Raw genomic sequence first — 13343 nt, 5'->3', positions numbered from 1 at the left:
TTGACGCGGGCACACGAGCCACGGTTGCTTCGCGGGGGCCGTGACGCCCCCTTCACGCAACGGAACACCGGCCCCACGAAATACTGTCACCCGTTAGAATCCAGCCATGTCCCAGCCCCCTTCCCCACCCTCGCGTCGGGACGTGCTCGTCGCGGGACTCGGCGCCGCGTTGCTGTCCCCGCTCGCCCACGCCGCCACCCCCATCCCCAAGCCCGCCATGCTCACCCGCCCCATCCCCAAGTCCGGCGAGGCGCTGCCCGTCATCGGCCTGGGCACCTGGCAGACCTTCGACGTGGGCGCCTCCCCCGCCGAGCGCGCCCCCTTGAAGGACGTGCTGCAGCGCTTCCTCGACTCGGGCGCGCGCCTCATCGACTCCTCGCCCATGTATGGCCGCGCCGAGCGCGTGGTGGGCGACGTGCTCGCGCAGTTGCCGGACGCGCCCAAGCCCTTCCTCGCGACCAAGGTGTGGACCACCGGCAAGGAGGCGGGGCTCGAGCAGTTGGAGACGTCCGTGCGCGACATGGGGCGCGGACGCATGGATTTGCTCCAGGTCCACAACCTCGTCGACTGGCGCACCCACCTGCCCGTGCTGCGCGAGTGGAAGGCGAAAGGGCGCGTGCGCTACGTGGGCATCACCCACTACCAGAAGAGCGCCTTCCCGGAGCTGGAGCGCCTGTTGAAGGAGCAGACGCTGGACTTCATCCAGCTGCCCTACTCCCTCACGGACCGCGAGGCGGAGAAGCGGCTGCTGCCCGCCGCCGCCGCGAACGGCGTGGCGGTGCTCGTCATGCAGCCCTTCGCCACCGGCGACCTCTTCCGCCGGGTGAAGGGCCGCGCGCTGCCCGAGTGGGCCCAGGAGTTCGACTGCGACAGCTGGGCGCAGTTCTTCCTGAAGTTCATCCTCGGCCACCCCGCGGTGAACTGCCCGCTGCCCGCCACGAGCAATCCCAGACACGTGGCCGACAACGTGCGCGCGGGCTTCGGACGCCTGCCCGACGCGAAGACACGCGAGCGCATGGCGCGCGTGCTCGACACGTAGCTACAGCTCCGGGTCCGGCGTGTACTGCACCTCACCGGTGGCGGCGAGCACCACGCCGGTGCCCGGCTCACCCGCGTCGTCATCGCGGCCGACCTCCAGCACCTCGTCCTTCGCGTCCCACTGGCCCAGGTAGTACGAGCCGCCGGCCACCATGCACGCGCGCCCCTCCGACACCAACGTCTCCACCACCTCCTGCTTGTCGCTGGTGGCGCGCAAGAGCGTCCACGCCTTGCCGTCCTCGCGGAACTCGCCGACCATCTCCTCCAGCTCCGCGTCGCTCGGCGTGCCCTTGTCCAGGATCTGCTTCTCCCACCGACGCCCGTCCTTCGCCGGCTGGCGCTCCTTCCACGCGCGCCCCAGCTCCAGGAGCTTCTCCTCCGCCGCGTCCTGCAGCCCGTGCATCTCCTCGGGCAGCTCGATCTCCTCCAGCGCCAGCAGCGCCGTCTCGATCTGCAGCGCCTTCAGGCACCACTCGTTCCACGCGGTCTTCAGCATCGTCGCACTCGCTTTCCATCCCCGGGCACGGCAACCACCCCGCCACCGTGAGGGCTTTTCGAAGCCCACTACCACACCGCCCGCCTGCCCTGGCGCCATCCGGCCGGCCTCACCCGCCCGGGCCTCCGGACACTGCCTAGTTTTCAGGGTCAGGAGGCAGACATGAGCAAGAAGCAGGAGCAGGACACGCGCGGCGCCGTCGAACACCTGGGGGAGCTCATCCACGGCATCAAGGTCGCCATGATGACCACGGTGGACTCCGACGGGAGCCTGCACAGCCGCCCCATGTGGACCCAGGACCATGACTTCGACGGAGAGCTCTGGTTCTTCACCCGGGAGCACTCGCACAAGGTGGACGCGGTGGAGCAGGACCACCACGTCAACGTCGCCTTCTCCGACCCCACGCGCGAGCGCTACGTCTCCATCAGCGGCCGCTGCCGGCTGGTCAAGGACGCCCGCAAGATTCGCGAGCTGTGGAGCCCCCCGCTCAAGGCCTGGTTCCCCGACGGCATGGATGATCCCGAGCTCGCGCTCCTGTGCGTGAGCGTGGAGCGCGCCGAGTACTGGGACACGCCCTCCAGCCGCATGGTGCAGCTGGTCGGCATGGTGAAGGCCGCGCTCACCGGCAAGAGCTACGCGCCGGGCGACCACCAGGCCCTGGAGCTCGGCGGCTCTCGCTCCCATTGACACTTGGGGTTGCGCCACGACGACATGGGCGCCATGACAGGCCCGCAGCCGACCGTTGGCTTCCGGGCCGTCCCACCCCCCTCGAAGGCTTCCCCCACCCCTCGACACTCACCCCGCCGTTTCACCCCGGGTCCTAGCGACCCCGGACCTACCCTCCGTGCCCATGGATGGTCAGGTAGGTGTCATTTTTCTCACCACCTGGTGTTTCTCTGACAGGCGCGTTCGCGTCGGCTTGTACCTGGGGCTGCGCTGATCCATCAGTCCGCCCCATGGCGTGCTAACCAGCCTCCCCCACATGACGTTGAAGTCACGAACGCTTTAGCGTATCAACCATCCGCATCCGAGATTTTCCGCAAACCCCACGGCATCCAGTCGGTGCGCAGCGGCAAGTCCGAGAAGACTCACCACAGGGCGGCTCCCCCGCCCCCCTTAAGGAACCCCACGATGGAGAACAAGAAGTCGGTCACGAAGCCCGAGGGCAAGCTGGCGGTGCTGGTGCCCGGACTGGGCGCGGTGTCCACGACGCTGATGGCGGGCGTGGAGCTGGCGCGGCAGGGCAAGGGCGCGCCCATCGGCTCGTTGACGCAGATGGGCACGGCGCGCCTGGGCAAGCGCACGGACGGACGCACCGTGAAGCTGGGCGAGCTGGTGCCGCTGGCGGGTCTGGGTGACGTGGTCTTCGGCGCGTGGGACATCATCAGCGAGGACGCGTACCAGGTCGCGGTGCGCTCCGGCGTGCTGCACGACAAGCACCTGGAGCAGGTCAAGCCGTTCCTGCAGGGCATCAAGCCGAAGAAGGGCGTGCACGACCCCGAGTTCGTCCGCCGCATCGAGGCCAACCACACCAAGTCCACCAAGACGCACCGCGAGAGCGTCGAGGCGCTGCGCCAGGACATCCGTGACTTCATCAAGGAGCTCGGCGCCACCCGCGCGGTGATGGTGGTGTGCAGCAGCGTGGAGACCTTCCGCCCGCTGCCCGAGTCCTTCAAGACGCTGGCCGCCTTCGAGAAGGCGCTCGACGAGAACAGCACGGACATCAACCCCACCGCGCTCTACACCTACGCGGCCATCAAGGAGGGCGTGCCCTTCGCCAACGCCACCCCCAACGCCAGCGTGGACACGCCGGCGCTGCAGGAGCTGGCGAAGCAGGCGGGCGTCCCCATCGCGGGCCGCGACCTCAAGAGCGGCCAGACGATGATGAAGACGGTCATCGCGCCCGCGCTCAAGGCCCGCATGCTTGGCCTCGAGGGGTGGTTCTCCACCAACATCCTCGGCAACCGCGACGGCGAGGTGCTCGACGACCCCGCGGCCTTCAAGGCCAAGGAAGTCACCAAGTCGAGCGTGCTGGACACCATCCTGCAGCCGGACCTCTACCCGGAGCTGTACAGCAAGTACTCGCACAAGGTGTCCATCCACTACTACCCGCCCCGCGGCGACGCGAAGGAGGGTTGGGACAACATCGACATCATCGGGTGGCTCGGCTATCCGATGCAGATCAAGGTCAACTTCCTCTGCCGCGACTCCATCCTGGCGGCGCCGCTGGTCCTGGACATCGCGCTGTTCCTGGACCTGGCCAAGCGGCTGGAGTGGCGCGGCATCCAGGAGTGGATGTCCTTCTACTTCAAGAGCCCCATGGCGCAGCCGGGCCTGCCCGTCGAGCACGACCTGTTCATCCAGCTCACCAAGCTGAAGAACACGCTGCGCGTCGTGGCCGGTGAGGAGCCCATCACCCACCTCGGACTCGACTACTACGGGGATGACCTCCCGCTCGCTCGCTAAGACTCCGGCGTTCATCTGGCTCGTCACCCTGTTGGCGATGGGCCATTTGATGCTGGTGACGGCCACCGGTCGGCTCCGGTGGGACCACGTCGCGGCGGACGCCGCGCTGCTGGGGGTGGCCTGGGCGGGCCCCCGCACGCGTCGGTTCCTCTTCGGCGGGTTCCCCCTGTGGCTGACCGGCATGCTGCTGGACAGCCAGGGGCTCTGGCTGTTCCTGCGCGGCCCCATCCACACAGGTGACTTGTGGGTGTGGGAGACGCAGTGGTTCCCCGCCCCGGGCGGTGTCAACTGGCCCCAGTGGTGGAGCACCCGCTCGAACGTCCTGTTGGACCTGCTGTGCGGCTTCGCCTACGCGGCCTACCTTTACGAAGTCTTCTTGATGGCCATCTTCTTCTTCGTGAAGAAGGACGCGCGCTTCGAGAAGCTGTGCTGGGCCTTCCTGGTGGTGAACGCCCTGGGCGTGGTCACCTACCTGCTCTATCCGGCCGCGCCACCCTGGTACATCCTGGATTACGGCCCGGGCCCCGCCAACCTGGCCGCCCTGCCCAGCCCCGCGGGCACGGCGCGCTTCGATGCCCTGTTGGGTATCCACTACTTCGCCGGCTTCTACGCGCGCAATCCCAACGTGTTCGGCGCCATGCCCTCGCTGCACGCGGCCTACCCCTTCATGGTGATGCTGTTCGTGTGGAGGGATGGGTGGAAGTGGCGGGTGGCCACCGGGGCGTTCGCCCTGCTCGTCGCATTCTCCGCCGTCTATTTGACGCACCACTATGTCCTGGACGTGCTCGCGGGCCTCGCCTTCGCGCTCGCCGCCTTCCTGGTGGTGGAGCTCGCGTTCTCGCGCAAGAGCGCGCCCATGACTGTTTCGCTGCCGCTGACACCTGGAGGGGACACCCGTGCTTGAGAACCTGGTCGACTGGTTGACCGGAAACCTGTCTCCGTCGGCGCGCATCTGGACCGCGCTCGCGCCCGCCATCCTCGCCTGTGTGTACTTCCTGGGAGGGTTGCTCATCTTCTGTATCCGCGTCGCCTTCAAGGGCGTGCCGCGCGACGAGGAGACGGTCAAGCGAGGCAACGCGGGCTTCGTGGGCTACTTCCTGCGCCACTACTTCTTCTGGGTCATCCAGCCGTTGTGGGCGGTGATTCTGCGCTCGGGCCTTCCGGCCAACGCGCTGTCCATGCTGTCGGGCCTGCTCGGCATCTCCTCCGGCGTGGCGGTGGCGGCGGGGCGCTTCGCGCTCGGCGGCTGGCTGTTCTTGGCCGCGGGCATCCTGGATGTGATGGACGGGCGAATCGCCCGCACACGCAAGGAGGCCAACCCCGCGGGCGCGGCGCTGGACTCGGTGCTGGACCGGTACGTGGACTCGGCGATGTTGATGGGCCTGGCTTGGTACTACCGGGACACGTGGGTGCTCTTGCCGGCGCTGGGCGCGCTCTTGGGCTCGTCGCTGGTGCCGTACGTGCGCGCCAAGGGCGAGGGCCTGGGCGTCAACGTGCGCGACGGCGCGATGCAGCGGCTGGAGCGCGTGCTCTTCCTGGGCGCGGGCACGGCGCTGTCGCCGATTCTCGAGGCGGTGTTCTGGCCCGAGGAGAAGCACCCCATGCACTGGATGGCGGTGGTGGGCCTCGTCTTCGTCGCCATCATGAGCAACCTGACGGCCATCTCCCGGTTCCGGAACCTGGTGAAGGCGCTGGCGCCGAAGCGTCAGGAGGCGCGCTCGGAGAAGGCGATTGTGGGCCTCAACGCGGCGGCGGGCGCCATCGCGACGGTGGCGGACTTCGCGGTGGTGCTGGCGCTGGTGGAGTGGATGGGCCTGCTCCCCGCGTGGGCCACGGTGCTGGGCGCGCTGCTGGGCGCGGTGGTGAACTACTCCATCAACCGGGTGCTCACCTTCCGCAGCACGGCGGCGGTGGGCCGGCAGATGATGCGCTACGCGGTGGTGAGCGGCACCAGCGCGCTGCTCAACGCGGGCGGCGTGGCGCTGCTCACGTTGCATCCGCAGCTGGCCTACACGCTGGGCTGGTGGCTGGTGCGCGGCGTGGTGTACTTCGCGTGGAACCTGCCCCTGCAGCGCGACTACGTCTTCAACGACACGAACTCGTCGGACGCGCTCATGGAGCAGCGCCCCCATGCGGCGTGAGGGGCGGCTCCAGGTCCTGGGACTCCTGCTGACGCTGCTGCTGCCCACCGTGGCGGCGGCGGGCGCGGCGCTGGAGCCCACGCTCTCCTCGAGCGACAACTACGGGGAGAGCTTCACCTTCATCGGGGACCTGGAGGACGGCACCTTCGTGCTGGTGCAGTTGCAGGTGACGAACATCGGCCCGGGCTCGCGCACGGGCATCTGCCGGGCGACGGTGCTCAAGCCGGGGCAGCGCGCGTGGACGCCGCAGAAGAAGGTGGGCGCGAAGGAGTGGAGTTATGACGCGGCCACCAGCACCTTCCGCGTGGGGGCGTGCTCGGCGCGCTCCGCGGACGGCGTGACGAAGGTGGAGGCGGGGCTGGAGGGCGGGCGGGTGGTGCTGGAGTACGCGGCGCAGGTGGAGCCGCGCTCGCCGGAGGGCTCCGAGGTGGAGGTGGGCAGCGCGCGCTACCGTCACGAGGTGACGCTGGCGTTCAGCCCGCTGAAGGCGACGGTGCAGCAGCCCAAGGGCACGGCGGTGACGCTGTCGGGAGGCGGGTACGCGGACCACACGCGCTCCACCATTCCCCCGGGGAAGCTGGCGCGGCGGTGGGTGCGCTTCCGGGCGCTGCGCGACGGCGGCGAGCGGATGGTGCTCCTGGCGCGCGAGGGACAAGACGGTGAGTTCGGCCCGGTGTACTCGTGGACGGAGGGTGGCGCGCCGAGCGCGATGGAGTCGTTCACACTCAGCCGCGAGGGCGCGAAGGAGCGCAGCGTGTGGACGGTGGATGTGTTCGGCGGCGATGGCGCGAAGGCCATGGTGCTGAAGTCCACGTCGCTTTTGCAGCGCAGCGCGCCCGTGGAGGAGCTGGGCATGCTGGGTGGGCTCATCAAGCCGGTGGTGGGCTCGCCGGTGACGTACCTGCACCGGGCGGTGCTGGAGCGCGCGGGGAAGACGCCGGTGGCGGGGTTGATGGAAGTGACGCTCGAGGGTGATTTGTGAGCGTGTCGTTGTTGCGGGACGTGCACCACGTGCCGGGGGTTCGCGGCTGGGTGCGCAAGCAGGTGCTGCGCTCGGTGGCGCGCTGCGTGGAGTGGAGCACGAAGCTGCCGGGGCGTGGCCTCAACGTGTCGCAGGTGAACGAGTGGCTGCACGTGGGTGGCGCGGTGTCGCCGTCGCGGTACGCGGAGCTCAAGGCGCGCGGAATCACGGCGGTGATTGATTTGCGCGCCGAGCGCGTGGACGACGCGAAGGCGCTGGCGGCGCTGGGCATCGAGCTGCTCAACCTGCCGGTGACGGACCGGTATCCGCCGTCGGTGGAGCAGCTGGTGCAGGGTGTGGAGTGGGCGCTGCCCCGGTTGGAGAAGGGCGGGCACGTGTACGCGCACTGCGAGCACGGCGTGGGGCGTGGGCCGTTGATGGGCCTGGCGGTGATGGTGGCGAAGGGCTGGGAGGCGCCGGCCGCGTACCGCGCGCTGAGGAAGGCCCGGTGGCAGTGCACGTTGAATGACCGGCAGCTCGGCGGCCTCGCGGACTTCGTCACCGCGTGGGCGGCCCGTCGGTCCGGGCGCGCGGCGTAGCGCGTCGACTCGCGGCTCCGTGGGGCCCCGCACTCCAGCGGACAGTTGAGCTCGGGAGGACTGCGCTTCCGCGGCCCCGGGCTCCTACGCTGGAGTCAGGGCGTGACGGATTCTCGGAGGGAATGTCCGGACGCACGCTCGACGTGTTCCACCACGGGAGACACCCGTCATGCTGGAGCTCTTCACCGATGACGTGCGTCGGAATCCCTTTCCGCTGTATGCGGAGCTGCGTGAGCGCTCGCCGCTGTTGCACGAGCCACGGGCGGACCTGTGGATTCTGTTCGACTACGACAGTGTGAAGCGGGCGCTGCAGGACCATGAGGTGTTCAGCTCCGTCGTGACGACGGTGACGGGGAGGACGCCGGACTGGCTGTTGTTCTCGGACCCACCCCGCCACACGAAGCTGCGCGGCATCATCATGAGGGCGTTCACGCCGCGCTCCATCGCGAACCTGGAGCCACACGTGCGGGAGCTGTCGCGTGGGTTGCTCGCGCCGCTGGTGGGGCGCGGGGAGCTGGACGTGGTGGCGGAGTATTCGAGTCAGCTGCCGACGATGGTCATCGCGGAGATGATTGGGATTCCGGTGGAGGACCGGGGGCGGTTCCTCGAGTGGGGGGACATCATCCAGAAGCTCAGCCACACCATCTCCGAGGGCGAGGAGGCGGAGCGGGCGCGAGCGGAGAACGCGGCGATGCGCGACGAGATGCGGGGGTATCTCTCGGTCATCCTGGAGGAGCGACGGAGGGCGCCGAGGGATGACCTGCTGACGCGGCTGGTGGAGGCGGAGGTGGATGGGGAGCGGTTGAATGAGAAGGAGATCCTCGGCTTCTTCCAGTTGCTGTTGGCGGCGGGGACGGAGACGACGACGGACCTCATCGACAACGCGCTGCTGTGCCTCCTCGAGCACCCGGACCAGTTGGAGCGACTGAGGAGACAGCCGGAGCTGATGGGCTCGGCCATCGAGGAGGTGCTGCGATTCCGGTCGCCGGCGCAGTCGATGTATCGGTCGACGAAGCGGGCGGTGGAGTTGAACGGGCGGGTGATTCCTGCGGGGAAGTTCGTGTTGCCGATGATGGGCTCTGCGAACCGGGACCCGCGACACTTCGATGAGCCGGAGCGGTTCGACATCGGGAGGGAGCCGAATCCGCACCTCGCCTTTGGACACGGCATCCACTTCTGCCTGGGGGCGGCACTGTCACGGATGGAGGCAAGGGTGGCGCTCACGGATCTGCTGGAGGCGCTGGGCGACTTCAGGCTCGCGAGCGACACCCCGTGGGAGCCGCGTCAGGCGCTCCACATCCACGGCCCCAAACGCCTGCCACTGCGCTTCGAGCCTGGCACGCGGCGCTGAACAGCCAGTCCTCGCTTGGGGCTCCGGGTGCTACGCTCATCAGCCCGGAGGGAGGAAAGCGATGAGCACCACGTCGTGGTTCGTGATGGCTGTGGTGCTCACAACCCCTATCGGTTGCAGCTCGAACCCCAACGTCCGTGTCCGTCGCCTGGAAAATGGCCGTCTCCAAGTCGACGGACCACTCGCCGGCCCCTTCAAGACCACTGAGGAGTTGGCCCTCGCCGGGTGTGAGCTGATGACCGGCCAAGGTGGAGCATCCTCAGGACCGCTAGGGTCCGAGTACTGCGCACTCAACTATTACGCCCCTGGCGAGGATGCGTTCTATCTGAGCTATCTGTCTGACTTCAAAGAGCGGCAGGACTCACGTGAAGCGAAGACGTGCTCGATGCCGCAAGTCCTGAACGACCCTGCGCGAAGGAACGCCCTCATCACGGGCGGCGACCATACGCATCCCCACAACGCTCGATTCTCACCCGGCGACTTGAGCGGCAAGTGGTCGCCCACGAGACTCGTCGCGGAGGGGACCGGACGGGTCTTCCATCGCGAACTCTTCGTCTTCAATCGGAGAGGCAGTGCTCCCTGTACCGTCTACAGCTTCAACTACGCGACTCGGGTGGTCTCAGCCTTGAGGAGCGGACAGTGGATTCAAATCGGGCAGGTCTACGACGACAACGGGAACATCCGCATGCTCGAGGGAATGGGATGGGACCTCCAATGAAGCAGACCTCACTCACAGCCCTCGTCTGTGGCGCGGCGCTCATGAGCGGGTGCTCTCTGCTGGGCTACTACAAGCCGAAACAGGCCGAGCGAGCACCGCCCGTGGAGTCGGCCAAGGTGGCGTTCCCCGACTCGTTCGAGCAAGGAACGCACCTGGACGGCCCCGCCATGGCGGCGCTCGAGGTCGCCATGAACGCGTTCCTGCCACCCGACCGTCGCCCGGAGGCACGCGACGAGGCGCTCGCGCGATGTCTCGCGCGTCGCGACACCTACGACACCACCGTGATGAAGGAGAACGACGACCTCTACTTCGTCAGCTTCCTCCCGAGGCTCTCACGCTGCGGCATCGACCTCGAAACACCCATCATGGATGCAGGGGCGGTCTACGCCATCGATGCGCGCGGCCGCATCCTCGCGGAGCTCTGACTACCAGCGCCGCTCCGGCTCCATCGCCGTGGGCCGGCGCTTGTCCGTGGGCGTCAGCGCATCCGGGGGAGAACAGCGACACACCTCGCAGCCCCGGTCGCGGTCCATGGAACACTCCGTGCCCGTGATGCACGAGAGGTTCCGCGACTCCTCACAGCGCGTGTCGCCCTTCTTCTCCTCACGCTGGCCCCCGTGGGAACACCCCACCAGGGCCACCGCCATCGACACCGCCGACCACCACCCGAGCGCCTTGCCTCGCATCATCACGCTGCCCTCCAGAGCTACGCCCCCGGCGCCGGCTCCTCCGCCGTCGCGCTGTGCTTGCGCCGCCAGCGCTCCACCAGCAGCAACAGCGACGGGAAGCCCAACAGCACGATGACGAGGTTCAACCCGAACCCCAGATTCGCCAGGTCGCCAATCGAGTTCAACCCCGGGTGCTTCGCCAACACCAACGCCACGAAGCCAATCGCGCTCGTCAGCAGGCCGCCCGTAATCGCCCGCCCCGTCTCCGCGTACACGGAGATGAAGTCCGCCCCCGGCTCACCCAACCGCTGCACCAGGTGCACGCCCGCGTCCACCGTGGTCCCCACCAGCACCGGCAGCACCATGATGTTCAGGTAGTTGAACTGCAAATCCAACAGCGCCATCAACCCCACCAGCCCCGCCACCGACAACAACGTCGGCACCATGCAGATGAGCGCCGTGCGCAGCTTCCCCAACGTCAGCCACATCGCCGCCAGCACGCTCAACACCGCCGCCGCCAGGATGCGCGGACCCTCGCGCGACACCATGTCCAGGATGTCCGCCAGGATGAGCGCCTCACCCGCCGCCGACACCTGACTGCCGTCCGGCATCTGCAGCCCGCGCACCTCCTTGGAGAAGCGCCGCGTCCCCTCGCCGTCCGATAGGCTCACCCCGCCACCCGCGTACACCAGCACCACGCCGCCCGTGCTCCCATCCAGGCTCTCGAACTGGTGACGCACGCTCGCCGGCAGCTCCGCCTGCGTGAAGGGCTTCGCCTTCGACATGTTCAACGCCCGCGCCAACGCCACCCGCGTGTCCTCCGGCAGCCGCTCCGGATCCAACTTCTCCAGCCGCGCCCGGATGGCCTCCAGCACCGTCTGCTTCTCCGACTGCTGCCGGGGCACCAGGTCCTCCAGCGCGCCCACGAAGTCGATGGTGGACTCCTTGCCCCGGGCCGTCTTGCGCGCCTCGAGCTGCCGCACCACCTCGCGCTCCATGTCCTGCGAATCCGTCAGCACCACCACCGGCGTCTGCGAGTAGCCCAGGATGTTGTTCACCTTCTGGTCCAGCACCGCCGACGCCTGCTTGTAGTCCTCCAACGTGCGCGAGTCGTAGTTGAACGAGATGCGGTACGCCTGCGAGATGAGCACCAGCACGCCCACCCCAATCACCACCGCCACCCCGCGGTAGGAGCGCGGCAGCCAGCGCCCCAACAGCGCCATGGGCCCCGAGCCCTCCTCCTGCGTGCGCGGCGTCCACCCGAAGCGCGACGCCATCCCCAACAGCGCCGGCAGGATGAGCACGTACGCGAAGATGCTCACCAGCATGCCCACCGCCGCGATGATGCCGAACTCGCGGAACGCCCTGAACTCCGACAGCGCCAGGCTCAGGAACGTCAGCGCCGCCACCAGCGCCGCGATGAGCGCGGAGAAGCCCGTGTGCCGGAAGGACTCCTGCACCGCCGCCTCGGAGGTCATCCCCTCCGAGCGCAACGTCCCGTATCTCCCCAACAGATGGATGCCGTGCTCCACGCCCAGGCCACCGAGCACCGCCGCCAAAAAGCCCGTCAGCAGATTGACCTGCCCGTACGCCAGCCCCACGAAGCCGTACGTCCACCCCAGGCCCGCCATCACCGGCACCATGGTGAGCACCACCGACAGCGCGCTGCGGAAGTGGAACACCAGGTAGACCACCAGCATCACCATCGCCAGCGTGGACGCCCGGGCCAGGTCGCCCACGATGACGCGCTGCTGGTCGATCTTCTTCTTGAAGGTCCCCGTCACCGCCGTCTTGAAGCCCGGCCCGTACTTGGACAGGTCCTGCTTCGCCAGGAAGTCCTCCACCTGGGTGACGACCTTCTTCGAATAGTCCAGGTCCGCGGCGCTGCCCTTCGGCTTCGCCATCAACACCACCATCCGCTCCGTCGTATCCAGGTAGTACAAGTCACCCTGGCCAGACAGGCGCTGGTTGGCGCGGCCCGTGTACTTCTGCTCGATGTCGGAGAAGTCCACCGACGGCGCGGGCTCCTCGTCCAGCCGGACGAAGAGCGGGTTGGCCTGCTCCTTCTCCCAGGAGATGCGCGCGTCGATGCGGCCCTGAATCGTCTTCAGGTCCTCCAGGTCGACGTAATACAGCGCATGCTGGTTGAAGAACTCGCTGGGGCGCTGGAAGTTGACGTAGCGAATCTCCGACAGCTCCGCGAGCTTCGGCGCCATGTCGTCCACGAAGCGCTTGAGCGTCTCCGGCTCGGCCCCCATCCCCACCACCACCACGTTGCCCTGGCCACCGAAGCGCTTGCGCATCTTCTCGATGTCCTGGACGCTCGGGAACGACTTGGGCAGCAGGCCCACGAAGTCCGCGCTGAGGGTCAGGTTCCTGGCGAACCAAACCCCCAGGAGCGTCAGCACCACCGCCACCACCACCGCATGCATCGGACGCCGATGGCTTCGCGCGGCGAGTTGGCCCATCGCCCCCTCGAACCGCTCCGACCAACGCTTCTCACCCATGTTGCGACACCTGCTGTGTTGTTTGCGGGCCGAACCGCGACCCACCTTGGGCATGCGCCAACCGGGGAGTCAACGCGTTTATGCCGTAAGCCGGAATGTAAGGCCCCGAATGACTTTCCCTCTGTAACGCGGTCCCACGTCGCCCGCCCGACTGTCCGCAGGCCGGCCTGCGGGCTCGCGCCGCGCATCGCCTCGCACCGCGCATCCAGGACGGGAGCGACGGGTCCACCGTCCTCCTGGAGGGCAGACGGCCGAGCGGCGCGGAGTGCACGTGCCGCGCCGCGTCCCCACGTTCCCGCCCACATGGGGCCGCTCTCGCGGACACCCGAGGGAGGGGAAGCCGTGCCACCTTCCACGCCGTCGGACTTCTCCGGGGGCAGGAGGCTGGGACGCCCGCG

Annotated in this window: 13 protein-coding genes; 10 read left to right on the top strand and 3 right to left on the bottom strand. The window is 68.2% G+C overall.

The window, feature by feature from the left end; genetic code table 11:
* Positions 1-106 precede the first annotated feature (106 nt).
* A complete protein-coding gene (locus LXT21_RS42500) occupies positions 107-1039 on the top strand; it encodes an aldo/keto reductase (protein ID WP_254043970.1) in 933 nt (310 codons plus the stop codon).
* On the opposite strand, the gene LXT21_RS42495 is transcribed toward LXT21_RS42500, so the two are convergent.
* Complete coding sequence (locus LXT21_RS42495; RefSeq protein WP_254043969.1) at positions 1040-1534, bottom strand: hypothetical protein; 495 nt, start codon at positions 1532-1534, stop codon at positions 1040-1042.
* A 162-nt stretch (positions 1535-1696) separates the two neighbouring features.
* Here LXT21_RS42495 and LXT21_RS42490 point away from each other — a divergent pair, with 162 nt between their 5' ends.
* The 9 genes from LXT21_RS42490 to LXT21_RS42450 all read left to right on the top strand — a co-directional run bounded on the left by LXT21_RS42490 (position 1697) and on the right by LXT21_RS42450 (position 10195).
* On the top strand, positions 1697-2221 hold the full coding sequence (locus LXT21_RS42490; protein WP_254043968.1) for a pyridoxamine 5'-phosphate oxidase family protein: 525 nt from the start codon (positions 1697-1699) through the stop codon (positions 2219-2221).
* A 444-nt stretch (positions 2222-2665) separates the two neighbouring features.
* Positions 2666-4000 (top strand): inositol-3-phosphate synthase, encoded by a 1335-nt coding sequence (locus tag LXT21_RS42485; RefSeq protein WP_254043967.1) that lies wholly within the window; start codon positions 2666-2668, stop codon positions 3998-4000.
* Complete coding sequence (locus tag LXT21_RS42480) at positions 3978-4904, top strand: phosphatase PAP2 family protein (protein WP_254043966.1); 927 nt, start codon at positions 3978-3980, stop codon at positions 4902-4904. The genes LXT21_RS42485 and LXT21_RS42480 overlap by 23 nt, the downstream gene beginning before the upstream one ends.
* Positions 4897-6141: a GtrA family protein gene (locus LXT21_RS42475; RefSeq protein WP_254043965.1), complete on the top strand. Its 1245-nt coding sequence runs from the start codon at positions 4897-4899 to the stop codon at positions 6139-6141. Before LXT21_RS42480 ends, LXT21_RS42475 begins: the two co-directional genes overlap by 8 nt.
* Positions 6131-7123 (top strand): hypothetical protein, encoded by a 993-nt coding sequence (locus tag LXT21_RS42470; RefSeq protein WP_254043964.1) that lies wholly within the window; start codon positions 6131-6133, stop codon positions 7121-7123. Before LXT21_RS42475 ends, LXT21_RS42470 begins: the two co-directional genes overlap by 11 nt.
* A complete protein-coding gene (locus LXT21_RS42465; protein ID WP_254043963.1) occupies positions 7120-7701 on the top strand; it encodes a protein-tyrosine phosphatase family protein in 582 nt (193 codons plus the stop codon). The genes LXT21_RS42470 and LXT21_RS42465 overlap by 4 nt, the downstream gene beginning before the upstream one ends.
* A gap of 169 nt (positions 7702-7870) precedes the next feature.
* Positions 7871-9052, top strand: coding sequence for a cytochrome P450 (locus LXT21_RS42460; RefSeq protein WP_254043962.1), 1182 nt, complete (start codon positions 7871-7873; stop codon positions 9050-9052).
* 61 nt (positions 9053-9113) lie between these two features.
* The gene (locus tag LXT21_RS42455) at positions 9114-9770 is read left to right on the top strand and encodes a hypothetical protein (RefSeq protein ID WP_254043961.1); all 657 of its coding nucleotides are present in this window, start codon (positions 9114-9116) and stop codon (positions 9768-9770) included.
* A gap of 41 nt (positions 9771-9811) precedes the next feature.
* Positions 9812-10195, top strand: a complete 384-nt coding sequence (locus LXT21_RS42450; protein WP_254043960.1) for a hypothetical protein — start codon at positions 9812-9814, stop codon at positions 10193-10195.
* Here the strand turns inward: LXT21_RS42450 and LXT21_RS42445 are convergent, their stop codons facing one another.
* Together LXT21_RS42445 and LXT21_RS42440 are read right to left on the bottom strand one after the other, a co-directional pair.
* Positions 10196-10459, bottom strand: a complete 264-nt coding sequence (locus tag LXT21_RS42445) for a hypothetical protein (RefSeq protein WP_254043959.1) — start codon at positions 10457-10459, stop codon at positions 10196-10198. It lies immediately after the preceding gene.
* A gap of 17 nt (positions 10460-10476) precedes the next feature.
* Positions 10477-12945: an efflux RND transporter permease subunit gene (locus LXT21_RS42440; protein WP_254043958.1), complete on the bottom strand. Its 2469-nt coding sequence runs from the start codon at positions 12943-12945 to the stop codon at positions 10477-10479.
* Positions 12946-13343 lie beyond the last annotated feature (398 nt).

This window comes from Myxococcus guangdongensis (assembly GCF_024198255.1).
In the GTDB taxonomy this organism is placed as follows: domain Bacteria; phylum Myxococcota; class Myxococcia; order Myxococcales; family Myxococcaceae; genus Myxococcus; species Myxococcus guangdongensis.
The sequence above is the reverse complement of the archived record's forward strand: the minus strand, read 5'-3'. Positions and strand labels throughout refer to the sequence as shown.